Source organism: Porphyromonas catoniae ATCC 51270 (assembly GCF_000565015.1).
In the GTDB taxonomy this organism is placed as follows: domain Bacteria; phylum Bacteroidota; class Bacteroidia; order Bacteroidales; family Porphyromonadaceae; genus Porphyromonas; species Porphyromonas catoniae.
Genome location: NZ_JDFF01000020.1, coordinates 1 through 25,468, shown reverse-complemented (window position 1 = coordinate 25,468; position 25,468 = coordinate 1). Strand labels below are relative to the sequence as shown.

15 protein-coding genes are annotated in these 25,468 nt (G+C 52.1%); 11 read left to right on the top strand and 4 right to left on the bottom strand.

The window, feature by feature from the left end; genetic code table 11:
- Positions 1 to 5 precede the first annotated feature (5 nt).
- The 7 genes from priA (at position 6) to HMPREF0636_RS05325 (ending at position 8,527) form a co-directional block, all read left to right on the top strand.
- Positions 6 to 2,501 carry a replication restart helicase PriA gene (priA, locus tag HMPREF0636_RS05355; RefSeq protein WP_044169006.1) on the top strand — a complete coding sequence of 832 codons (2,496 nt, stop codon included), beginning with the start codon at positions 6 to 8 and terminating at the stop codon, positions 2,499 to 2,501.
- 196 nt (positions 2,502 to 2,697) lie between these two features.
- Entirely contained in the window at positions 2,698 to 3,651 is a 954-nt protein-coding gene (gene fmt, locus HMPREF0636_RS05350) for a methionyl-tRNA formyltransferase (RefSeq protein WP_044169005.1), read from the top strand.
- Between the two features lie 557 nt (positions 3,652 to 4,208).
- Entirely contained in the window at positions 4,209 to 4,568 is a 360-nt protein-coding gene (gene rplS / locus HMPREF0636_RS05345; protein ID WP_005469444.1) for a 50S ribosomal protein L19, read from the top strand.
- Between the two features lie 111 nt (positions 4,569 to 4,679).
- Positions 4,680 to 5,591 (top strand): PCMD domain-containing protein, encoded by a 912-nt coding sequence (locus HMPREF0636_RS05340; protein WP_044169004.1) that lies wholly within the window; start codon positions 4,680 to 4,682, stop codon positions 5,589 to 5,591.
- Positions 5,592 to 5,613: 22 nt separating this feature from the next.
- Entirely contained in the window at positions 5,614 to 6,369 is a 756-nt protein-coding gene (locus HMPREF0636_RS05335; protein WP_044169003.1) for an outer membrane beta-barrel protein, read from the top strand.
- Between the two features lie 132 nt (positions 6,370 to 6,501).
- On the top strand, positions 6,502 to 7,641 hold the full coding sequence (locus HMPREF0636_RS05330) for an MBL fold metallo-hydrolase (protein WP_044169001.1): 1,140 nt from the start codon (positions 6,502 to 6,504) through the stop codon (positions 7,639 to 7,641).
- 70 nt (positions 7,642 to 7,711) lie between these two features.
- Positions 7,712 to 8,527 (top strand): GIN domain-containing protein, encoded by an 816-nt coding sequence (locus tag HMPREF0636_RS05325; protein WP_044169000.1) that lies wholly within the window; start codon positions 7,712 to 7,714, stop codon positions 8,525 to 8,527.
- Between the two features lie 114 nt (positions 8,528 to 8,641).
- Here HMPREF0636_RS05325 and HMPREF0636_RS05320 read toward each other — a convergent pair whose 3' ends face one another.
- The 4 genes from HMPREF0636_RS05320 to HMPREF0636_RS05305 all read right to left on the bottom strand — a co-directional run bounded on the left by HMPREF0636_RS05320 (position 8,642) and on the right by HMPREF0636_RS05305 (position 16,063).
- A complete protein-coding gene (locus HMPREF0636_RS05320) occupies positions 8,642 to 10,192 on the bottom strand; it encodes a glycoside hydrolase family 10-like protein (RefSeq protein WP_052328763.1) in 1,551 nt (516 codons plus the stop codon).
- Between the two features lie 23 nt (positions 10,193 to 10,215).
- On the bottom strand, positions 10,216 to 11,037 hold the full coding sequence (locus HMPREF0636_RS05315) for a phosphatidate cytidylyltransferase (protein ID WP_044168998.1): 822 nt from the start codon (positions 11,035 to 11,037) through the stop codon (positions 10,216 to 10,218).
- The gene (gene ftsH, locus HMPREF0636_RS05310; protein ID WP_044168997.1) at positions 11,030 to 13,078 is read right to left on the bottom strand and encodes an ATP-dependent zinc metalloprotease FtsH; all 2,049 of its coding nucleotides are present in this window, start codon (positions 13,076 to 13,078) and stop codon (positions 11,030 to 11,032) included. Before ftsH ends, HMPREF0636_RS05315 begins: the two co-directional genes overlap by 8 nt.
- A 138-nt stretch (positions 13,079 to 13,216) precedes the next feature.
- Positions 13,217 to 16,063: a M16 family metallopeptidase gene (locus HMPREF0636_RS05305; protein WP_044168996.1), complete on the bottom strand. Its 2,847-nt coding sequence runs from the start codon at positions 16,061 to 16,063 to the stop codon at positions 13,217 to 13,219.
- A gap of 472 nt (positions 16,064 to 16,535) precedes the next feature.
- Here HMPREF0636_RS05305 and HMPREF0636_RS05300 point away from each other — a divergent pair, with 472 nt between their 5' ends.
- The 4 genes from HMPREF0636_RS05300 to pnp all read left to right on the top strand — a co-directional run bounded on the left by HMPREF0636_RS05300 (position 16,536) and on the right by pnp (position 25,276).
- The gene (locus HMPREF0636_RS05300; RefSeq protein ID WP_044168995.1) at positions 16,536 to 18,875 is read left to right on the top strand and encodes a transglycosylase domain-containing protein; all 2,340 of its coding nucleotides are present in this window, start codon (positions 16,536 to 16,538) and stop codon (positions 18,873 to 18,875) included.
- 77 nt (positions 18,876 to 18,952) lie between these two features.
- Complete coding sequence (locus tag HMPREF0636_RS05295; RefSeq protein WP_052328762.1) at positions 18,953 to 21,466, top strand: glycosyl hydrolase family 95 catalytic domain-containing protein; 2,514 nt, start codon at positions 18,953 to 18,955, stop codon at positions 21,464 to 21,466.
- 581 nt (positions 21,467 to 22,047) lie between these two features.
- The gene (locus HMPREF0636_RS05290) at positions 22,048 to 22,950 is read left to right on the top strand and encodes a glycosyltransferase family 32 protein (RefSeq protein WP_044168994.1); all 903 of its coding nucleotides are present in this window, start codon (positions 22,048 to 22,050) and stop codon (positions 22,948 to 22,950) included.
- 154 nt (positions 22,951 to 23,104) lie between these two features.
- Positions 23,105 to 25,276 carry a polyribonucleotide nucleotidyltransferase gene (gene pnp / locus HMPREF0636_RS05285; protein ID WP_044168993.1) on the top strand — a complete coding sequence of 724 codons (2,172 nt, stop codon included), beginning with the start codon at positions 23,105 to 23,107 and terminating at the stop codon, positions 25,274 to 25,276.
- Positions 25,277 to 25,468 lie beyond the last annotated feature (192 nt).

Sequence of the window (25,468 nt, the reverse complement as noted above, 5' to 3'; positions counted from 1 at the left end):
TATCTATGCTCCTAGCCGAAGTCATCATTCCTCTTGCTGTCGAGGGTACTTACTCGTATGAAGTACCTGAGGCTTTACGTGTGAATTGCCCCGAGCTTGCCCCAGGCTGTCGCGTGGTGGTTCCCTTTGGTTCGAAACGATACTATACAGGTGTTGTACGAAGCTTGGTGGAGGAAGGAGAGCCAAGGAAGGTCAAGAGCGTAGAGCAAATCCTTGATGCTCGTCCCTTAGTCTCCGCAGAGGTGCTGGGGCTCTGGGACTGGTTGAGCTATTATTATGTTTGCCCTTTAGGTTCGGTACTCCGTGTGGCACTTCCCTCTGGACTCCTTCCTGAGAGCAAGACGACACTCAGCCTCAATCCCAATTTTAGTTCAGACGCACCACTTACAGCAACGGAGCTTCAAGTTCTCGACACACTCTCCTCGCTTGGTGGTCGGGCAGTTCTTGTTGATCGTCTAGAGAAGCTCCTCGGGAGACGCCTAACAACCCCCATCCTACATCTAGTCGCATTAGGAGCAGTTATAACGGAGGAGGAGCTACAGCATAGCTACCGCCCTCGGCTCGTGCGCTACTTGAGTTTAGAGCAGAGATTGCAGGAGGATGAGACTGCCCTCTCTGAGGTTTATGCAGGGCTTACCCGTGCACCCAAGCAGGCTATGGTTCTTGAGACCTTCCTTCGGCTTTTGGAGCAGAGTGGGCAGTCTCATTCAGGTAGCTTGCATCGCTCTTTGCTCCTAGAGCATCTCCCACAGAGTACGGCACCGCTACGAGCACTCATCGATAAGGGAATACTGAAGGAGGTACTAGCTCCGAAGAGTCGTCTAGAGATGAGGGAAGATGAAGAAATAACTCAGTCGCTTCCCTCTGTGCCTCCACTAGAGAAGCCTGTGAGTCTCTATTGGGCTAAGACGATCCGTGCTAAGGAGGAATATCTCCTTGCCCAAGTGAAGCAAACACTGCAGGCTGGGGGACAAGTGCTGTTCCTCACACATACGGTTAACCCCACACCTTCGAGCTTCTCCTTCCTAAGTCGTCTCATGCGTCTCTCTGCAGGACAGACGTACACCTACCACAGTCTCCTAAGTGAGGCACTTCGAGTGGAGACCTTCACCCGACTCTCATCATTCACGGAGCCTGCTCTGGTCATCGGGACACGTGCTGCTGTCTTTCTCCCTCTCCCTCGGCTTAGTCTTGTTGTGTTGGATGAGGAGCAAGAGTACCTCTACAAACAGCAGATCAACCAGCCTCTTTATCATGCTCGAGATGTTGCTCTGTGGCGAGCAAACCAGTGTGGGGCAAAGGTGCTTCTTGCTTCTACTACACCCTCTGCCGAAGTGGTCTTTCATGCACTGAGGGGGAAGTATGCTCTGGTAAGAGACGAGAGAGAAGAAGTAATTCCCACGGCATCTCTTCCTCGCTTTACTCTAATTGACCTAAAGGGACTTCGTCGCTCGAAGGACATGCCCTATGGCTACGCCCTCTCCCCCTATATCTATGATCGGATGAAGGCTGTGCTAGCTGAGGGGAAAGCTGTCCTACTCTTGCAAAACAGAAGGGGATACGCGCCATACCTGCTCTGCAATGCTTGTAATGCACGTATCCTCTGTCCTCACTGCGATGTGAGCCTTTCTTATCACCAAGCTCGAGGGATGCTTTTGTGTCATTATTGTGGCTATACGGAATTGCTTCCCGAGGCTTGCCCTCACTGTGGAGCAACGGAGGTGGAGACGAAGCGAGGGCGTATCCCAGCCCTACGTCAGGTGGGCTATGGCGTGGAGCGGGTGGAGGAAGAGGTACAGCGTCTCTTCCCGGAGCAGTCGGTTGTACGCATTGATAGCGATAGCCTTGCCTCGAGGAAGAAGCAACTGGAGCTACAAGCACGCCTAGAGAGCGAAGGGGCAGATATATTGGTTGGGACACAGCTCATCAAGGGTCAATCGGTATGGGGTGAGGTGGGACTAATCGGTGTCGTGCAACTGGACGCCGTGCTGGGCTACCCAGACTTCCGTTCGTACGAGCGAGCCTTCCAGCTGCTCACTCAGCTGCGTCTGCGAGGAGCGGAGCAAAAGGGAGGAAAGCCCGAGTTCCTGATTCAGACCAACGACGCTGAGAATACCTTCCTCTCCGTCCTAGAGGAAGGGGACTATGAAGCCTTCATTCGCAAGACGCTCTCTGATCGTGAAGCACTGCATTATCCACCCTTCTGTCGGATGACCTATATCTATTTGAAAGGGAAGGATGCACGTCTCTTGGGGCTGGTTGGGCTTCATTTGGTGCGTTACCTTAGAGCACTCCTTCCTTCTGAGCAAGTGAGTGAAGCACTCTCTCCTGAGGTGGGTCGTGTTGATGGGAAGTACATCCAACGTATCCTCGTGCGTCGTCCGCTTGGTACATCGTACCGAGAGGAGCGGGTTGCTTTCCGTGCCTCTCTGGCGCAACTGCACACCACACTCCCTGAGAGCCGTCGCGTCACAATCCTCTTTGATGTCGACCCTCTCTAGCAAAGCCTTACTTGACCTACCTATACGATCTCCCCATCCCTTAACCCTTTTTCTTCTCTCTCCTTACGCATAGCCCAAGTCAGCCAAGAGGCTGTATGGTTTGATTGTCCCGACAGCTCAGGCTGAGGGAGATACCTTTTTGCTAAGCCCTTATCTTCGTACTTTTGTGCGTGTAACGTATTTATAAATAGAGAAAATGACGAAAGACCAACTGCGGATTGTATATATGGCAACAGCTGACTTCGCACTGCCTTCGCTCAAGGCACTTGTCGAGGGTGGCTATAATGTCGTGGCTGTCGTGACGATGCCTGATAAGCCTATGGGGCGAGGGCACAAACTCAAGGAGAGTAACATCAAGACCTACGCAGTGAGTCAGGGGCTTGAGGTGCTACAGCCTGTTCGTCTTAGGGATGAGGAGTTCGTGGCTCGGCTACATGAGTTACAGCCTGACCTAGGCATCGTGGTTGCTTTCCGAATGCTTCCCGAGGTAGTCTGGATGCTCCCACGGTTAGGCACGATTAACCTGCACGGCTCACTCTTGCCTCGTTATCGTGGTGCGGCTCCAATCCACTGGGCAATCATGAATGGAGACACAGAGACAGGGGTGACGACCTTCCGTCTCCGACACGAGCTGGATACAGGGGATGTACTCCTGCAGGATCGCCTACCGATCGCTCCCGATGATAATGTCGGCAAGGTGCATGATCGTCTGATGCTACTTGGAGCGAAAACTCTGCTACGCACGGTTGATCTTTTCCTTCAGGAAGAAGAGCCAAAAGGACGAGCGCAAGAGGATTATGAAGAAGCACCAACGCCAGCACCCAAGCTCACGAAGGAGAATACCGAGCTCCTATGGAATCGTCCGACCGAAGTGCTACACAACCAGGTGCGAGGCCTCGCACCCTATCCTGCGGCTTGGGCAACACTTGCCATTGAGGGGCACGAGCCTCTTGTCTTCAAGATCCTTGAGACGGAGCCGATTTTATCCTCCGACGATCTTACTTTGCGCCCCGAGCCAGGGACTATCCTTATTCGCCCCAAGGGTCAGCTCTGGGTCGCTACGGCGGATGGCTTCTTAGCCATCAAGACGCTACAACCCCCAGCCAAGAAGGCGATGTCCGCCTCTGCCTACCTCAACGGCCTGCGCTAACGTACAGAGTCGTCCGTATCCCTCGAGGGGGTAAATTAGCCCGAGCAAGAGCCTTCTTGTTCGGGCTTCTAAATGCCCTATATAAAGGTATTTGAGAGAGGAGGTAACGAGTTGTGGTAAGTCGTCGCGACGAGTTACCATAACTCTCTTGGACGAGTTACCATAACTCTCTTGGACGAGTTACCACAACTTGTTTAAGCGAGTTACCATAACTCGTTGTGACGACTTATGGTAACTCGTTGAGGGAAATTTCAGGAGGGAGTAAAAGACTTCTGAGAGAGGCTGTTTACCTCGAGTAGCTAGAGGCGAGCGAACGAAGAGGAGGAGTATAAGTGTAGGTATTCGGTAGATAGGCATAATGCACCTCGGATAATCGGTATGCTGAGATACCGGGAGTAGAGGTGTGTGGCAAGCGAGCTAGTGGAGGGATGGTGTGGGTTGCTACTTTTTTCGTATCTTTGCGACGCTTTGCGCAATCTCTGTCAGGAAAGTCTTGTGTGGCCTGTTACATTGCGTTTGGTGTAGTACTAATCAAATAAGCTAAAGGACAAAGACAAATGGACTTTATTAAGATCGTCAACGAGGCTTTCGCTACAGGCAAGAGCCATCCTTCTTTCCGCAGCGGAGACACCATCACTGTAGACTATCGCATCAGCGAAGGTGGTAAGGAGCGTATCCAGCGCTATCGTGGCGTGGTCATCCGTATCAGTGGTCACGGTGAGAAGAAGCATTTCACAGTACGTAAGATCTCTGAGGGGGTAGGCGTAGAGCGTATCTTCACGCTTGAGAGCCCCTTCATCGAAAAGATCACCGTCGAGAAGCTCGGTAAGGTACGCCGTGCGAAGCTCTACTACCTTCGTGCTCTCACAGGTAAGAAGGCTCGTATCAAGGAGCGTCGCGTAGCTATCGAGAAGTAGGTACCGCCTCACGACGAGGACAAGATCTTAGCCTCACTACCGCTTAAACAGTAGTGAGGCTATTTCTTTATACATGAATATATTAGAATCTAAAAGTACAAGGATAGCGTAATGAATACAATCCAACGAATACTACCACTAGCACTCCTCACCCTCGTAGGTGTAGGCATCGTCTCTTGTGACGACCCAATGGCCGAACGTGAGCGGTTCATCCAGCAGACAGCCTCCCAGCGGAATAATGGAGGTGTACATACCACGAGCCAACGCTTTACCTTCACCAAGTGGATCGAGAAGTCAAAGGATTCCTTCCTCCTTCCGAGCATCAATGACGAAGAGACAGGCGAGAATACCTTCTGGGCTTCGGCGAGCAATGACGGCTATAGCCTCCTTGCACAAGGTGTGGATAGCTACCCCGTCATCCCCTTGAAGGAAGGTGCTGAGACCGTGGGCGCACTTATCCGCTCCATCAAAGGGTTTTACTTCTTTGGTATGGGGACAAATGTCATAGCTGGTGCGCTCTACTCTGGGCGAGTGAACCGCGCTAGCTTGGTCAGTAAGCCACTAGAGTCTACGGAGTTTGGTCAGCCCTATACAGCAGGAGTCCCCGATGAGATGGAGTTCATCTACCAGTATAAGGCTGGAGAGAAGGTAATCCATGGGCAAGGAAAGCGAAATATCCCTCTACCTGCCACAGATAAGGGGACTGCTGCGGCTATCTTCTACGATGTGACGGAGGATGAGCACTACCTCAATGGGACAAACCTCCATACGGATGGTCGCATCCTAGCCCGAGGGTACGTAGAGCTTGAGCCTACTGAGGAGGGAAAGTGGACGACTTACAAACTTAAACTACAACCCACAGATCAAACACGCTACGATGCCATCGACCTCAAGACGAGGAAGTATCGCCTTGCGCTGGTCTTTTCCTCTAGCTTCCGTGGAGCAGAGTACATTGGGGCTGTGGGCAGTGAATTGCGCCTGAAGGAAGTTGTAATCAAGGATCGCCCGAAAAAGAATAACTAACCTACGCCATCAATATATAGTGATGAATAGCAAAAAGCTGCTTGCTAGCCTTGCGCTGTGCTTACTCCCACTTGGGAGCTTTACCGCTAATGCGTCAGAGGATCAGCCTCTCTCCCCTCTCGGTGTGGGGATACATCTAGGTTTCAACCTCGGGGGAGCACTTCCCCCGACAGTGCCCAAGCCCGTAGAGAAAGTCATGCACTTCAACCTCGGTGCTGCACCTAACATTGGGATTGATTTCTCCTATCGCCTCTCTCGCACGAGTCCCTTTAGTCTTGTGACAGGGATTGAGTATGAGGGGAAGGGCTTCTATGCGACGGTTCGTGCTAAGGATATGCCGATTCGTTATCAGAGCTCGGACTTCACCGAGCAGCGTTATTCAGGGCTACAGAGTGTAGATATGAGTAACCGCTATCTAACGATACCGCTGGGGCTCACCTTCGATATGCCTCGTGGGGGCTTCCGCTTCTATGTTGGGGGCTACTATTCGCATGCACTGAGACGTAAGTTTATCGCCAAGCTGGATGGAGATGGAGAGATTGATGGGCGACCCTATCAGCCTGGTGTCATCCTCTCTTTTAGCCTTGGGGAATTTATCGTGCGTAATGACGTCGGGGTACGCTTCGGAGCGGACTACAAGATAGATAGCAAGTGGGCGGTGACTGGACGTGTGAACGTTGGGCTACCCAAGCTCTTTGAATCGAGCTTTCAAGTTATGCCTTATTCGCTACGCAATGTCTTTCTGAATCTTGGACTGAGCTATCGGATTAATCGCTAGCAAACCATCTGGCGTGTAAGCCAGTTATACTCATACTGTGGGCGACATACTTTGGCTATGGAGGACACCTCCCAGCTAAATGGTGTCGCCCCTCTTTTATATATCTGCTTCCCTAGCGATAAATAGCACTATATGACTAAACTCAAGCGTCGGCTTATGATCTTTGTCCTCACTGTGGTGGGGCTTGCCCTGGTACTCTTTACTGCGGCTTGCCTTATTCTGAATAGTCCTTCCTTTGGAGCTCTGCCAGAAGGGGAGCGTCTGGAGCGTGTGAAGGCGTCCCCAAACTATCGGGATGGAAGATTTCAGAATCTCGATCCTGCAACGTCTGAGCGGATGCAGAACCTTTCACTAGGCGATAAGCTAAAGATCCTGTGGCGATTTGTCTTTGCTCGCCCTAAGGATATCAGACCTCAGGATAGCATCCCAGTAGAGCGTCATGATCTCTCGCTACTGGACAAGTCAGAGAACCTCATCGTGTGGTTTGGGCATTCGGGTTATCTCCTGCAGGTAGACGGTGTGCGCTACTTGGTTGACCCTGTCTTTGAGTCTGGTGCACCGCTTGGTATCGGTAATAGCTTCTTCAAGGGAACTAAGGCCTACCATGCCGAGGACATGCCCGATATTGACTACCTCATTATCAGCCATGACCATTGGGATCACCTTGATTACGATGTCGTGAAGGCGCTACAATCTCGAGTCAAGAAGGCTTACATGGGGCTAGGTGTAGGTGCTCACTTTGAGCGGTGGGGATACCGACCAGAGCAAATCGTAGAGCTAGATTGGAATGAGAGTGCTCCACTGAGCGAGGGAGGTCATATCCATTGCCTCCCGACACAACACTTCTCTGGGCGTGGATTGACATCTGGGCAATCATTGTGGGCTTCCTTTCTCGTAGAGGGGAGAGAGCACTCCGTTTACATTGGTGGAGATGGAGGCTTTGGTAAGCATTATGAAGCGATCGGGAAGCGATTCCCTAAGATTGATCTCGCGATACTCGAGAATGGGCAGCACAACGAGCGGTGGAGTGACATCCACATGTTGCCTAAGTACACGGCGGCGACCATGCGTGCGCTTGGTGCAAAGCGTTTTCTCACCGTGCACCACGCCAAGTTCGCACTCGCTATGCACCCGTGGAAAGAGCCTCTAGAGCATGCCAAACGACTGCGTGACGAGGAGGGGTTCCCCATCCTTATGCCCCGCATTGGGCATATCACCCACTACCTCGACTCCACACTTACCCGAGATGATTGGTGGGAAGGGCTGAAATAGCTGCCCCTCACACTCTCGACTTTATTGCTACCTTTGGGAAACATAATTACTCACAAACACCTACGCACAAATGACACGCATTCGTTCCTTTATCTTCGCCCTTACACTCGGCTTCTTCAGCCTTGTGACCTTAGGGTGTGACGGTACGGAAGTCTCTCGTAAGGGCTTCACTGCCGTAGAGAATCCCAATCAATTACCTGAGTGCAGCTTCTTTTTACTCGACTTTCCTATTGATGCGACAATCCATCTAGGAGAGAAGACGCGGATTGTCTTCCCGGAAGATTTCCCTAAAGATGTTCGGGATGATATTGAGATCTTGACTAAGGATGATATGTTGCTTGTGGCCTCGAAGGGCAACAGTGAGTCTATTCTTTTGGGACGGAAACATCAACGGATGAACCTCAAGATTGATGTTTATCTCCCTTCGCTCCGAGGTCTGGAGTCCACACATGCTTCTTTGATCAAGGTCGCTGATAGCCTCAAGGTAAAAGAGTTTAGTGCCATGGCAAGTGGAGCCTCAAGGATCATGGGGTTGGTGTTACAGAGTGACTCTGTTGCACTCTCTGCCTCCGGGGCAAGTCAGATTGAAGCAAATGTGACAGGCTCAGAGGCATTGCTTGTCCTAGCATCTGGTGCCTCACATGTACAGCTGGGAGGGTCTTCCCTTTCAGCTCAAATCTCTGTCAGTGGCGCCAGTGACTGCAATGCAAAGGCTTTCACGGCTCGCAGCACAGAGTTCTTGATCTCAGGGGCGTCACAAGCCTCTATCAGCACTGTGGATAGTATCTCCTATAGTGTATCAGGAGCCTCCACACTGAGTTATCAGGGATCCCCCGTCGTAGGCTCATCCTCCGTCACGGGAGCGAGTACTGTGGCACGGAAATGAGTTAGCCGAGACTAATCGAGCGTGCACTCTGAAGGGGGCTAAAGAAGCCCTAACAAGAATAGGCGGCACATCCCAATTGGGATGTGTCGCCTATTCTTATTGAATGTCCTTGGACTAGTAGCGGATTGTTATCTTCGAGGGCTTACTCTCCTGCCAGAAGCGATTGATTGCAGTGATTGCATAGGTGTACTTCATCCCTGGGCGGGCAGTAGGTAGGAGATAGTAGGCATTGGTCGAGATACTGACCAAATGGCGTGGATCCGTGATGTCTACCTTTACCCCATCAGGGAAAGCATATACCGCATAGTAATAGGGCTTCTCGGGGTCAGTGGGGTTACGGTAGTCCGGCCAGAGGAGCATATGTCCGTCCTCGTTTCGATCCTCCATGATGTCTTGTACAGGGAGAGGAGCCTTGGTTGCCCCTAGTGAGCCTTGATATTCAGGTAGGAAAGCACGATAACGCTGGTAATTGGTCTGAAGACTGTCTCCAAGCCCCTTGTAATTCTTCAGTATATCCTCGGCTGACCACCAAGCGTTGCCCTCTGCGTTGCGCCGAGAGAGTGCGAGCTTCATCGTTAGCTGATCTGCATCCATCGTACGCTGTGCATGCTGACCGATACAGAGCTGTACCTTACTCTTGCGGAGCTGCTTGCCCCACCATTCGACTAGCTCGTAGTAGTCTGCCACAGGGTTCCCAATGTTCCAATAGATCTGAGGAATGACATAATCTATCCAACCCTTATCGCACCAATACAAAACATCAGCGTGTAGGTCGTCATACGTTTGTAAACCAGAGGTTCTGCTTCCCTTGGGGTCACTCGTCTCATTCCTATAAATACCGAAGGGGCTAACCCCGAAGCGAACCCAAGGCTTGAGGTTAAGGATTGTCTTGCGTACCTCGGAGATGAGGCGATCAACATTATCCCTACGCCATCGGTCTTTCTCCTCAGGATAGTAGCCAGCTCTCAGCCCATACTTCTCGAAGGTAGCTTCGTCATCGAAACGCATCCCATCCTTTGGGTAAGGGTAGAAGTAGTCGTCGAAATGGATAGCATCCACATCATAGCGATCCACCACGTCACGTACAACAGAGGTGATATATCGAACACTCTGTGGATGCCCAGGATCCATCACTAGTTGTTTGCCATAGCGAACATATAGCTCGGGGAAGCGACGCGCAGGATGTTTGCTGTCCAGCTCTTGGTCTGCATTAGCTGCTCCACGATAAGGGTTCATCCAAGCGTGTACCTCAATGCCTCTCGTGTGGCACTCATTGATAACGAAGCCTAGTGGATCCCAGCTAGGTTCTGGAGCTTGTCCTTGTGCTCCAGTGAGGTATCTACTCCATGGCTCTAGTTCGCTGGGATACCAAGCGTCACCCTCAGCACGTATCTGGAAGATCAATACATTACATCCAGTTTGCTTGAGGAGCTCAATACGTTTAGTAAGTAGCTCACGTACCTCTTCTCGGGTACGCCGTGCATAGTCACTGCGGAAGATCGTTGGGAGCCAAGTTGCTCTAAACTCTCGCTTGAGTGGCTCACGAGGGTCATCACTTGTGCCCTTCCTTCCACGCCGTACACCGCAAGAGGAGATAAAGAGAAGCACCAAAAGGCACGCTATGGCGATGCCTTTTGGTGCAAAGAGGGTATGGTTTTGTTTCATTATGCTTGATGGAGGATAATGCACTAGAGCAGGTGTAGCTCTTGGTAGATATGTATAGCCCATTCGACTAGTGCGACGAAAGGCAAGACAAGCAGGAGGCTATCGATACGATCAAGGATGCCCCCATGCCCAGGGATGATATTGCCTGAGTCCTTGACACCAACTTGACGCTTGATCATGGATTCAAAGAGATCTCCCCATGTGGCTGCGATGGATATGACGGCTCCAAAGACAAGGGATGAAGGCTTCCATCCCAGGAGCAGACCCGCTGCAATAACAGAGGCAATAAAGCCTCCGAAGAAACCCTCCCAGCTCTTCTTTGGGGAGACGCTGGGGAAGAGTTTATGCTTGCCGAAGGTTGAGCCTGCAAGGTAAGCTCCGGTGTCGTTTGCCCAAATGGCAACGAAGACCGTAAGCAATAAGAGTGGTGTCGTAGTACTCGTATAGTAGATATTGGCTATACTCATGAAGCCCGCTACATAAATCTGCCCAAAGAATACCTTAGCCAAATCTCCGGGCATGAGCTCTCGCTCGCTATAGATGCTTCGGACGAGGAGGTAGAGCAGATAGCCAGCATAGGGGAGAAGGAACATCAGGTAGTTAGGTCCTCCATCTGCTATCGTATGTGTTACCCAGAAGAGGTACACTCCAGCTGAGGCATCCACGATGCGGCGTAGCGGATAAATGCGGTGTGTGGAGACGAGATTAGACCATTCCCAGGTGCCTAAGAATACGATTATCCCAAAGACTACCATATAGAGCGTATGGCTTCCGAGGAGTAGTGCTGCGAGGATAAGCCCCACGTAGAGCCCACCGAAGATGGCACGCTTGATAAGATTACTCATGTGATGAATGTTCGTTAGACGTGTCTGTAGACTCCTCATGGGGAGTATCTGTAGAGGCAGGTTGGAGTGCCTCGGTCGAAGCCTCTTCGTGAGGTGTCACGGCCAAGACTTCATTTGCTTTGATGATTTCGTCAGTACGACTGAGCCACTGACGTTTCCCGAAGATATGCTCTACATCCTCAGTATATATGACCTCCCGATCAAGGAGTAGCTGAGCGAGCTCCTTTAGCCCATCAGCATGCTCCTTGAGTAGCTCCTTTGCTCGCTCGTACTGGATACGTACGATTTCGGTAGCTTCTTTATCTATGAGCTCGGCAGTCTTATCACTATAGGGCTTCGTCAGTCCATAGCCATCGCTCTGCATGTCGTAGTAGTTGATATGGGGGAGCTGTTCACTCATCCCATAGTAGGCTACCATAGCATAGGCAATCTTAGTCGTATGCTCTAGGTCGTTAGCTGCCCCTGTTGATATACGACCGAGGAATACCTCCTCTGATGCACGCCCTGCTAGGGTAGCACACATCTGATCGAGCAAGGCCTGTGTGGTGGTAATCTGTCTCTCCTCTGGGAGATACCAAGCTGCACCTAGAGCCTTACCACGAGGGACGATTGTCACCTTCACTAGGGGGTTGGCGTACTGCAGGAACCAGCTAACCGTGGCATGTCCTGCCTCGTGTATGGCAATGCTCTGTCGCTCCTCTTCGGTCGTAATCTTGTTCTTTTTCTCTAGACCACCTACTACGCGATCGATCGCATTCATGAAGTCTTCACGAGAGACGAACTCCTTCTCCGCACGAGCAGCGATTAGAGCAGCTTCATTACAGATATTAGCAATGTCAGCTCCAGAGAAGCCTGGGGTACGGCGAGCCAGGAGATCAACATCTACACTCTCGTCTATCTTGAGTGGGCGAAGATGTACGAGGAAGATCTCCTTGCGATCGTTTACATCGGGTATGTCGACGTATATCTGACGGTCAAAGCGACCTGCACGTAGGAGGGCGGAGTCAAGTATATCTGCTCTGTTGGTTGCTGCTAGTACGATGATACCGCTATTGGTACTGAAGCCATCCATCTCGGTGAGGAGCTGATTGAGGGTATTCTCCCGTTCGTCATTTCCTCCGAGGTTATTATTCTTACCACGGGCACGCCCTACGGCATCAATCTCATCGATGAATATGATACAGGGAGCTTTCTCCTTAGCCTTTTGGAATAGGTCTCGCACGCGTGACGCTCCTACCCCTACAAACATCTCAACGAAGTCTGAGCCTGCCAGCGAGAAGAAGGGTACATGTGCTTCGCCTGCTACGGCCTTAGCCAGCAGGGTCTTACCCGTACCCGGAGGACCTACGAGGAGTGCTCCCTTGGGGATCTTCCCCCCTAGTTGGGTGTACTTCGTAGGATTCTTGAGGAAGTGGACAATCTCCTCTACCTCTACCTTTGCTTCGTGTAGACCTGCTACGTCCTTGAAGGTAACGGATGTGCTCTCCTTCTCATAGAGCTGTGCCTTGCTCTTGCCGATGCTGAAGATACCTCCACCACCAGTCATACCTCCTCCACCGCCAGCACCACCAGCACGGCGCATCATGAACATCCAGAAGACAATCAGTAGGAGGATAGGAGCAAAGCTGAATACGAAGCTCATGAAGCCATTGCGTGACTCCTTGTAGACGACATGTGCGGTGATGCCACTCGTGTCATAAAACTCAGAGAAGCGATCCACAGTCGGTATCTCGGTAGTCAATGTGCGCTCTGCCTTGTCCTGGCTACGCCCCAAGATCAGCGATTCGTGTGAGAATATACTGTCAGCTGCTTGCTTTGTCAGTATCCCCACGGCGGTCTTATCTCCTCGATCGACTGTAATCTTGGTAAAGGCGTTGTTTCGTGCTATACGCTGGAACTCATCCCAGCTAAGTGCTTTGGTCTCTCCGAAGCCTCCATCCCAGAGGAAGAGACCGCCAAGCACTCCAATGATGAGGGCATATATCCATAGCTCATTGAAGCGAAAGAACTTGCCAGGCTTTTTTCCGTTGCTTTGTATCATTTACCTTGTTATTCGTTCGTAGTAAGTGGAGGGAGAGGGGCAAAGAAAGCCCCTCTCCACTTCACTCTACCAACAAAGCTTGTGCCATCTTAGTTGTCCCTCATTGTCTTGGGGGCAACTGCTAGAAGGCTTCGGGGGCTAATGCTCCCACTTCTTATCCTCTGGAGCTAGGCTCTTGACGACGATATCCCTACGCTTAGCACCATCTAGGAGCTTGCTGAGGACGGCAGAGACATCCTTGGCTGTAATATCAGCGATACGTACCTCATTCTTAGCCTTGTTCGCCTTAGGGTCGGGTGTCTTACCTGTCTCTGCATAGGCACTTAGCAGTGCTATCCAGCTACCCAGACCTAGTTCATCACCTTGCTTGAGCTGCTCCTGCTCATCGAGGACGAAGGGTATATGCACCTTCTTAAATTCGTCCTGTGAGATCTTACCTGAGGCTAGCTCGTGGAGGAGCTCATAGGTACGAGCCTTGAGGCGATCAGCCTTCGTACGTTCGGTCACGAAGTGTATGGATAGGCTTTCGCTGGGACGTGGCTCTGCGGTGTAGTTTGTCTTGACAGCGATGCTGTATGTACCCTGCTCACGCTCACGGAGCTCGTCGAATAAACGGTTTTGGAGCAGTGGCTCGAGGAGACTGAGGGCAAGAGCTTCACGCTCGCTGAGGGTCTTACTTCCTAGGAAGGAAAGCTCTACCTCCCCGATGTTCCCCTCGATGTCCGCTGAGAACTCCCGTACAATATCCTTGTCACTCGCAGCCTGATCTCGTACGATGTAGTCACGCTTCTTGCTCTTGGGGTTGCCTGGCAGAGCACCGAGATAGGTTGTTACGAGCCTCTTAGCCTCTGCCTCGGAGAGGTCTCCTACGATGCAGCCTGCGAACTGTGAGGCATCACCGAAGTGCTCCTTGTAGAGGCGTGCCAGATCATCGTAGCGCATCTGGTCGTAGTAGCTATCATCCTTCTTAGGGTTGTACTCCGTGGTAGGGTAGAGCAGGCTTTGTATCTCTTCGTCTACGGCCGTACGTCCACCCTTTGGCTTGGAGGCTGTGATGTAGCGCTGACGCTCTACGTACTTGCTGAAAATCTTTGAGTCGAAGTTCTGGCGATTAAGCACGAGGTAGAGGTAGCTGAATAGGTCATCGGCTCCCTGTACCTTGCTACGTGCCTGCATCCCGTCCATGTACTCCGTGATGGATAGATCGACCTCGAGGGGACGGAGGCGAAGCCACTCAGCGAGCTGATTGCGGTTGTACTTGTACAAGCCTGACTGCATGATAAGACCCTGCATGGCAGCGAAGGAAGGAATATCCTTGGGTGCCACAATAGACTGTCCGCCACGAGCAGAGGCAAGGAAGAGGACTTCCCCCTTGAGGTCTTTGGCTAGGTTCTTATAGAGTATGCGCATGCCATTGGATAGCTGCCATTCGGTAGCCCCTAGGCTGGGGATTTTCTTCTCAGCTACGATCTTCCCAGGCTGGAGCTTGAAGTCGATAAGGGTCTCAATGGGCTTCTCGCTCTCCTGCTCGGGCTTCATGAGCTTGCTGTACTTCTCTAGGTTATCTAGGAAGGTAAGCTCAGAGATGGCATCCTCGCTAGGGCTAGCAGTGTAGGTCACGAAGGCGAGATTACTCTTGTTCCCGATGCGCTCCTTCACCCACCGCCAGAGGTCATCGGCCTCCAGCTCGACGAGGATATCTAGGTTGGCCTGTATCTGCTCCTTAAACTCCCGCATAGGTGTACCATAGAGGTAGTTATTGCGGTATGTATCCATGAAGTTTTGAGGCGTACCGAGTCCCTTGTCATCGCCGAGTACCTCCTTCATCCCATCGTATAGCTTCTGTTTCTCGGTGTCGAAATCAACCTTGTCAATACCGGATTCACAGAGTACCGTTCGGCTGTATAGTAGTTGTCTGAGCGCACGCTCATCTTGATCCTTGTAGGGGACCATGTCCCAGGCGAACTGCCCGTAGCCACGCACCAGGGGAGAATAGCTCACCGAAGCTGCGATATAGCCCTCTATGCCTCGGTTGCGTAGGCGAGCGAAGTACTGGGGGGCAATGGCATTGAATATCTGGCCAAGGAGGAAGTCTCGTGTGGCCTCCTCACTACCTAGGGCTGTGGGGGTAGCCACACGCTGGTAGAGACCGAAGGAATGTGATGGGTTCTCCTTGTCGATGAAGCGATAATAAAGAGGCTGTGCATTATCCGCAATGAGGGAGGTCGGCCGTGGCTCTGCCTTCTTGGGGCTAGGGAGGCTAGCAAAGAGGTTCTTTACCTTTGCTTCGTAGGCCTCAGGGTCGATGTCCCCGACGATGATTACACACTGCAGGTCTGGGCGATACCAAGCTTTGTAGAAGGCCTGTATATCCTTGTAGCGGAAGGTCTGTAGGACATCTAGGCTACCGATGACGTTGCGCTTGGCATACTGTGACCCATTGTAGATCACACCAGCGATACTATCACTGAGTCGCTTATCTAGGGTATTACGCTGTCGCCACTCCTCGATGATGATGCCTCGCTCCTTCTCGGTGTCCTTCTCGGTAATGCTGATGCCTCCGCACCAGTCCCTTAGGATGAGTAGGACGGAGTCGGTCAGCCCCTTCTCCTTCGTAGGTACATCCATGACGCTATAACGGGTCTCATCTGTCCCTGTACGAGCATCGAAGCTGTAGAGACCATGTCCACGTAGGAACTGCATCACGCCCTGAGGGAAATGCTGTGTCGCATTGAAGGCCATGTGCTCCAAATAGTGTGCTAGACCATCCTGATGATCCTGCTCGAGGATGGCCCCGACATTCTGCAGGAGATAGAAGTGGGCAGTACCCTCTGAGGCACCTGCATCCTTGCTTATATAGTAGGTAAGACCGTTGGGGAGCTTCCCCGTACGGAGCGTTGAGACTTGAGCCGAGAGTGTGAGGCCTCCTAGTGCAAGGGCTAGGCTGAGGACCAGGGGTCGGCAAAATGCTTTTATTCGCTTCATTGTGGTTACGAATGCCTGATTAGAATTACTTTGTCTGCCAAAGATACAAAATGAACTGAAAGTAAGATCGAGGGTGGATTAGAGCCAAGGACGAGCATACTCCGAGATTGGATTCCGCAGTCATCTGTCGGGTCTCTTCCCCTTGTTCTGAGGGGGGAGTCTATTGTAATCAACCTATTTATCCTACCGATGGTATAACGGAGGAGCCTCGAAGGGGCTGATGAGATACCCTTGCTAGCATTTGCTCTCAAACCCTAGCATGGGTTTCCTATGGAGTGCTTGCAAGGGTCGGGAGGGAAATCCTAGCAAGGGTTTCTTTCGCCCCAGCCTTGGGATGTCAGCTGAGTGAATAAAAGTTAATAACTTTGCCTCGTGCATCGTATGTACTCAGACATGCTGTGCGACCTCCTCTTGAGGTGTGATGGGGTGACACCCTCCCCCTCGAGAGCAGCGAATGACAGATATAAATAGGATGAAGAATAAGATTAAGGCGTGGCTCTGGCTAGGCTTTGCCCTCGTTTGGCTAGCTATCTTCAGCGGGCTCTTCGCTATCTCCATGGGATGGATTGGATACCTCCCTCCCATCGAGCAGTTGCAGAACCCTATAGACAAGTACGCCTCTCAGCTCATAGCTGCCGATGGAGAGATCATTGGCTCCTTTGCCCACAGCGGGACGAACCGTGTTTTTGTGGAGTACAAGGATATTTCCCCCAACCTAATTAAGGCTCTGGTGGCAACCGAAGATATACGCTTCGAGAGCCATTCAGGGATTGACTTCCGAGGACTAGCACGTGCCGTCGTCAAGACTGGAATACTCCAGCAGAAGAGCGGTGGTGGGGGTAGCACCATCACCCAACAGCTAGCGAAGATGCTCTACTCCCCTCCGTCCTCGAACTTCTTTACTCGCATGATGAAGAAGCCCGTTGAATGGGTCATCGCTGCTAAGCTCGAACGCTATTATACGAAGGAGGAGATCATCTCGATGTACCTTAACCAATTCGACTTCCTCTACAACGCTGTAGGGATCAAGTCCGCTGCCTACACCTACTTCGGTAAGACTCCTGATGCCCTCTCCGTCGAAGAGGCTGCCGTACTGGTCGGGATGTGCAAAAACCCCTCCGTCTACAACCCCGTACTACGCAGGAATAGTCCCCTACCACTGGAGCGTCGCAATACCGTCTTCCAGCAGATGGTCAAGGCTGGTTACCTCACCGAGGCAGAGGCTGACTCCCTCTCGCGCCTCCCTATTACCACCTCCTTCCACAAGATGGACCATAAGCAGGGTACCGCCCCATACTTCCGTGAGCACCTGCGTAAGATCATGATGGCGGACAAGCCCGAGCGTGGTGACTATGCCTCTTGGCAGTACGACCGCTTCCGTAGTGATAGCATCCAGTGGGAGACCAACCCACTCTATGGCTGGTGTAATAAGAATCATAAGGCGGATGGCTCACCCTACAACATCTACACCGACGGGCTAAAGATCTACACCACGATCGTCCCTGCCATGCAACGCTATGCAGAGGAGGCTGTCGAGGAGCATGTAGGGCAATATCTACAGCCAACCTTCGACAGAGAGCGCAGAGCTCGTGGTGGTGATCCCTTCAGTACCTCCATATCCAAGGATCAGAGAGAGGCAATCCTCTCCCGTGCAATGCGTCAGAGTGAACGATGGCGACTGAGCAAGGAGGATGGCCTGTCTGAACAAGAGATCAAGGCACAGTTCTACAAGAAGACAAAGATGCAGGTATGGTCTTGGCGAGGCATGCGAGATACAGTCATGACGCCGATTGACTCTATCCGCTATATGAAGGGTATCCTTCGCTCTGGCTTCATGGCCATGGATCCGCATAACGGACATGTCTTAGCCTATGTGGGGGATATCAATTTCTCACAGTTCCAGTACGACATGGTCTCCGATGGTAGACGACAGACAGGCTCGATCATCAAGCCATACCTCTACTCGTTGGCTATGATTGATGGAGCTTCCCCCTGCGACGAAGTACTCCATGTGCAGCAGTCCTACCGCCTAGACAACGGACAGGTATGGACCCCCCGAAACTCGAATCATAGACGTGTAGGTGAGCTAGTCTCCATCCAATGGGGACTACAGAACTCTGATAACTGGGTCACAGCTGAGCTGATGAGCCGTACCTCCCCTATTACCTTCAAGCGACTACTCGAGAGCTACGGGCTACGTGGTCCCATAGAGGCAACGATGGCTATGTCCCTTGGTACGCCAGAGGCAACCGTAGGAGAGATGGTGTCGGGCTACACAACCTTCGTGAACGATGGTGTGCGTATCGATCCACTCATGGTGACACAGATAGAGGACATGCACGGCAATATCGTAGCGACCTTCACCCCACAGATGACCGAAGTCTTGACCGCAGATGCAGCGAATAAGATGCTCTACATGCTCCAGAACGTCGTCAGTGGTGGCACAGGGGGTAGACTCCGCTCTTCCTTTGGGTTGCAGATGCCCCTTGGGGGTAAGACGGGTACCACGCAGCGCAATAGTGATACGTGGTTCATGGGCTTCACTCCAGATGTTGTAGCAGGTTGCTGGGTAGGGGGTGAGGAGCGAAGTGTCCGCTTCAACACCATGTCCTTCGGGCAAGGTGCCGCTGCCGCCCTACCTGTCTTTGGGAAGTTCATTAAGAAGGTCTACGCAGATAAACGTCTTGGCTATAGCATAGGGACACCCTTCAAGATGCCTATTGGCTTCTCACCATGTGCTGATGCTGGTGATGTAGAGGCTGTGGAGGTCTTTGAGGGAGAGCCTGAGGAGACGCCAGTGACAGCTCCCTAGAGCAATACTTATACACCCCCTAGTCCTTCTGTACGGGAGGGCTAGGGGCTTTTCTATCTCATTTCTTTATCCACCTTATGACACAGACACGGCTCATTGCTTGTGCCTCACTCTTGCTATTGCTCATGACGCCCTCTTGGGGTCAGAGGGAAAAACGCACTGATACTGCTCCTCGGCCAGCCATGGAGCAGAAGTATTATCCCTCCAATAGCTATTACTTCGATCGTCCTGCCGAGAGCATGATGGAGGAGCTACCTCTAGGCAATGGACGCCTCGGGATGCTCAGCGATGGTGCCCTGAGACATCAGAGGGTAACCCTTAACGAAAGCTCCATGTGGAGTGGGAGCATCGACTCCCTAGCCCTCAATAGAGATGCGGCCAAGCATCTGCCGAAGATCCGCGAACTCCTCTTCGCTGGTCGGCATAAAGATGCAGAGGCACTTATCTACAAAACCTTTGTCTGTGGAGGCAAGGGAAGTGGGCATGGTGAGGGATCGAAGGTCCCGTATGGTAGCTATGAGGTTGGGGGCTTCCTGCACCTTGATTGGGGAAGAGACATCCCTAACCCGAGCTATAAGCGTAGCCTCGACCTTACCTATGGCATCAGTACAGAGACTATTGAGACGTGGGGACAGCCCTACCGCATGAAGACCTATTATACCTCCTATACCCATGATGTCAATGTCATCACCATCTACAACCAAGCGATAAGTGCGCGTACCGATACACTTCGCCTCTCCCTAAGTCGACCAGAGAATGGTACCTCCACTGTCTCAGACGGGCTACTGATGCTCTCGGGAGACCTACCCAATGGAAAGGGAGGGAAGGGGCTGCACTATGCTATTGTTGCGAAACCCTACCTCCTCCATGGTGGGAAGGTAATCTCTCGGGGGAATGAGCTGTTGATTGTGAATGCCTCCGTGATCCAAATCCTGATAGCTCATAATACCAACTACTACAATCCTCAGCTCTCCCCCACAGCTCACGGCGTGGAGCAGATCATCAAGGCTGCGGGGATTACCTCGGCAATCCTAGAGCGAGATCACCGAGCTGCCTTCTCTAGCCAGATGGGGCGTGTCTCGATGCGTATTGGCAAGGGTAATGCCAAGGTCGAGAACCTTCCTATTGATAAACGCCTCGAGGCGTACCACAAGGATCCCCAGAGCGATCCCAATCTAGCATCGCTCTACATGCAGTTTGGTCGCTATCTCCTGCTCTCTAGCACCCGTAAGGGGGCTCTCCCACCCAATCTTCAGGGGATATGGACGAATCTCATCCAAGCTCCCTGGAATAGCGACTACCATCTGAATATCAATCTTCAGATGAATTACTGGCCTTCAGAGAAGGGAAATCTCTCCGAGACGGTCCTGCCACTTACCTCATGGGTTGAGGGGCTTCTCCCCTCGGGTCGTGAGACAGCTCGTGCCTTCTATGGAGGGAAAGGTTGGGTGACACATATCCTAGGGAATGTCTGGGGCTTCACTGCTCCAGGTGAGCATCCCAGCTGGGGGGCTACGAATACGGGTGCTGCGTGGCTCTGCCAGCACCTCTTTAATCATTACCTCTACACTCAGGATAGGGAATATCTTAGGCGCATTTACCCGATTCTGAAGGGAGCCTCACAGTTCTTCCTCTCTACCCTCGTCCGAGACCCCAATAACGGCTATTTGGTCACAGCTCCGACAACCTCGCCTGAGAACCATTACCTGGCTCCCGATGGCTCTGTCGTGGCCGTCAGTGCAGGCTCGACGATGGATAACCAAATTATCCGAGAGCTCTTCACCAATACCCGTACCTCTGCCCTGGCTCTGGGAGAACGAGTATTTGCAGACTCCCTTGTCCGTACCCTCTCCGAACTTATGCCAACTACCATTGCCCCCGATGGGCGCATCATGGAGTGGCTCAGCAATTATAAGGAGACCGAGCCACACCATCGACATGTCTCGCACCTTTACGGTCTCTTCCCAGGCAATGAAATCACAAGGGAGAAAACGCCAGACCTAATTGCGGCTGCACGGAAAAGCCTAGATGCCCGAGGAGCGAGTAGTACAAGTTGGTCCATGGCATGGAAGGTAAACCTGCGGGCTCGCCTCGGGGATGCTGAGGAGGCCTACGACGTGCTGAATATGCTCCTACGCCCAGTAGCCGCGCTTGATCCTCAGTCACACAAGCCCTATGGCAGCGGGACGAATAATAATCTGTTTAGCTCGCATCCTCCCTTCCAGATCGATGGTAACTTCGGGGGGGCAGCAGGCATTATGGAAATGCTTTTGCAGAGTGAAACGGGTAGCATTACACCGCTCCCTGCCCTACCGAAGGCTTGGGGAGAGGGGGCAATCACTGGACTAAAAGTCATAGGCAATGCTACCTGCTCGCTTGAATGGGATCAGTCGCAACCGGGGAAACTCACTCATTTCCTGCTCGAGGCGCATGCCCCTTATAGCCATATCCTATCTCTGCCTGAGGGGCTCACCAGCTATCAGCTTCGCCTGAATGGTCGCATGCTCATTCCCAGTACGTTGCTCAAGGGGGGGCGTCTGTACCTGCCTCCGATGAAGGCTGGAGATCGCCTCGAGCTATCTGCTCGCTAAGCACCAGAGTTACAATCCTGAGGGGGGCTCTAGCACTGAGCTACGACTGCCAAGACAGCCTATGTACAGCCTGTCCAGTTGCCCCTAGTCCCTTTCCTTGCGCCAGTAAAAAGCCCCTAACGAGATAGCCTAGTAGACCTCGTTTCATTATCCCGAGATAGGTACTGAGGGAAACCCAAAGCAGTTATCCCCGTAACCTCGGAGAAGGTATCCTCGGTACCTCCCCCGAGATTACGGGGATAACTATTTGCACTAAGTGAGGAGCGCATTGTTGCGCCTGTCTCACTGCGATTGTAGTGCTTTGGGTACGGTGCTTGCCCGTTTATGAGGCTAGCTCGTTAGGGGCGTCTGGGGCTACTAGCTTCTTAGCCGGGAAGGAAGTGTATGTGCCACGCCCTATGATCCTGCCCTAGCCTATATTGTGGTCTTAATCTACCTTCTCCATGCTTCGGGAAGGGGGGCTTCTCTAAACATCGTTTCATTTTTCCTTAGTACCTTTGAGAAGGTATAAACAACTACTATTTGATGTCTTCGAGTAGGGGCTGGCGGTGTCTCACAGCTGTGCTTTGCTCGATTGCCCTATGAAACCCAAAAGTTATTACGAGGGACTTCTACCTCAGCCTAGCCTTGAGCTAGCCCCCATCCCCAAGCGCATCCATCAGATTTATATCGGGCGATCGGCTCATGAGCTAGCCCCTGAGATGCAGGCAAATATCCAGCACCTGCGTGAGCTTAATCCCGAGTGGGAGTATCGACTGTGGGATGAGCAAGCCATTGAGACGTTTGTTAAGGAAGTCTATGGAGAGGGCGTGTATCACTACTACAAGATGATCTCGCCAAATTATCGGGCTGCTCAGTCGGACTTCGTACGCTATCTCCTCATATACCACTTTGGGGGTGTGTATCTAGATGTGAAGTCGACCTTCTATAAACCCCTGGACGAAGTCCTCACGGAGCGGGATCAGTTCATCCTCTATCATTGGGATAATGAGGGGGAGGGATGCTATAAGGGCTTTGGGTTCTTTAAGGATCTGCCTCTTACGGAGTTCCCGTATGGGGAGTACCATCAGGGCTTTGTCATCGGTAGGGCTAAGCACCCGATTTTACACGCTGTGATTGCGGAGGCGATGTGCCGACTAGACCGCTATAATCCCTTCACTACGGGTGTGGGGCTACTGGGGGTACTTAGGACGACGGGGCCTATTATGTATTCGCTCACCATTGAGGAGGCCAAGAGGAAGCTACCCGAAGAGCAATACCGACACATTCGCTCCATCGAGGTGCTGAGTGGGCGTATCTCCATCTATGATGATGCTGGGGCATTTGCCCATCGGAAGAAGCTATCCAATTACCATAATCAGCTCGCTGCCGTCTCACTCAACGGCTCAGAGCGATACACACACTACCTACATTACTTCTTTTATGCTCGTTGGGCAATGCGTGTCTTGATGGACAAGGTAAACCAGCGACTTCATAAGGGGTAGCCTCGTGTAGAGAGTACCTTCCCTTGAGGGGAGAAGTGCCCTCAAATAGGGGTGTGGCGCATGGAGAGACGAAGATGATGAGGCATCATCACGTTTATTTGACTAACTTTGCGCCCGATTATAAGGATATATCAGTAAATCAATTTAAGAGATAATGCTACAGCCAATTAGCAAGACTATCATCCTCCCTGATGGTAGAGAGATTGTCATCGAGACAGGCAAGCTAGCCAAGCAAGCCGATGGATCGGTGACGCTACGCATGGGAAACACCGTCCTCCTAGCTACCGTTTGCGCAGCGAAGGACGCTAACCCTGGGGTGGACTTCATGCCACTTCAAGTCGAATACAAAGAGAAGTATGCCTCATTTGGTCGCTTCCCTGGTGGCTTCACACGCCGTGAAGGTAAGGCCTCTGACTACGAGATCCTCACCTGCCGACTTGTAGACCGTGCCCTTCGTCCCCTCTTCCCAGATGATTACCATGCAGAGGTATTCGTAAACGTAATCCTCTTCTCTACTGATGGGGTAGATATGCCCGACGCATTGGCTGGACTTGCTGCTTCATCAGCTCTAGCAGTATCGGATATCCCCTTCAACGGCCCAATCAGCGAAGTGCGTGTAGCACGAGTGGACGGACAGTTCATCATCAACCCAACCTTCGAGGAACTCAAGCGTGCGGACATCGAGCTGATGGTCGGTGCTACCCTCGATAACATCATGATGGTCGAAGGGGAAATGCAGGAAGTACAGGAGGCTGAGATGCTCGAAGCTATCAAGGTCGCCCACGAAGCCATCAAGGTACAATGTCAGGCTCAGCTAGAGCTGTCGGCTGCCGTAGGTAAGCTCGAGAAGCGTACATACTGCCACGAGGAGAATGATGAAGACCTCCGCAAGGATGTACACGAGAGCTGCTACGCTAAGGCCTATGCCGTCGCTACTTCAGGTACAGACAAGCATGCCCGTGCAGAGGCCTTCGAGGCCATCGTAGAGGAGTTTAAGGCTAAGTTCACAGAGGAAGAACTTGAAACTAAAGCCCCCCTCATCGATCGCTATTATCATGATGTAGAGAAGGAGGCTATGCGCCGTGCCATTCTCGACGAAGGTAAGCGTCTGGATGGCCGTAAGACAACGGAGATCCGCCCTATATGGATTGAGACAGATTACCTGCCAGGCCCTCACGGCTCAGCCGTCTTCACTCGTGGAGAGACTCAGTCACTCACGACCGTTACTCTTGGTACAAAGAATGACGAGAAGCTCGTAGATGATGTGCTGAACTACGGGAAGGAGCGTTTCCTCCTTCACTACAACTTCCCTCCTTTCTCTACGGGTGAGGCTCGTCCACAGCGTGGGGTAGGCCGTCGTGAGATCGGTCACGGGAACCTTGCACACCGTGCGCTCAAGCGTGTCCTCCCTCCCGACTATCCCTATGTCGTTCGTGTAGTATCAGATATCCTCGAGTCCAATGGATCCTCTTCTATGGCTACCGTGTGTGCCGGTACACTGGCTCTACGTGATGCTGGGGTACCTATCTCTAAGCCCGTCTCAGGGATTGCGATGGGACTTATCTCCGAGAATAAGGGAACGAACTACGCTATCCTCTCTGATATCCTTGGGGACGAAGACCACCTTGGGGATATGGACTTCAAGGTGACGGGTACCGCTGATGGTATCACTGCCACACAGATGGATATCAAGGTAGATGGATTGAGCTACGAGATTCTCGAGCGAGCACTTGCACAAGCTCGTGAGGGACGCTTGCACATCCTAGGTAAGATCCTAGAGGCTCAGCCCCAGACCCGAGAAGACCTCAAGCCTCATGCTCCACGTATTGTTACGCTTCGCATCGGCAAGGAGTTCATCGGTGCTGTCATTGGCCCTGGTGGTAAGATCATCCAAGGGATGCAAGAGAAGAGCGGTGCTACCATAAGCATCGAAGAGGTAGATGGCGTAGGTGTCGTCGAGATCAGTGCTTCAAACAAGGATGCAATTGATGCTGCCGTTGGTATGATCAAGGGCATTGTTGCTATGCCAGAGGTAGGGGAAGTCTATCAGGGTAAGATTTCTTCGGTGATGCCTTATGGGTGCTTCGTTGAGTTCCTTCCTGGTAAGGATGGTCTACTGCATATCTCGGAGATTGACTGGAAGCGCTACGAGAAGATCGAAGATACCGATCTGCAGGAAGGTCAGCAGGTAGAGGTCAAGCTCATCGACATAGATCCGAAGACGGGCAAGTTTAAGCTCAGTCGTCGTGCCCTCCTACCCAAGCCCGAAGGCTACAAGGAGCCAGAGCGTCGTCCTCGCCCCGAGCGTGGTGAGCGTCGCCACTAACACGTAGGATTCCCGAAACGGAGCCGTAGGTGTTTCTAATTATTTCCTTATCTTTGCAGTTGTAAGATTTGGTTAAGTGTGATGACTAGTAGTCAGGAGTATATAGAGATAAAGACGCTGGGGAGCAATGCTTCTCAGCGCCTCCCTCTTTCCGATTGCAGCTTTATATTTAATGTAATTTTACCCCCCCCC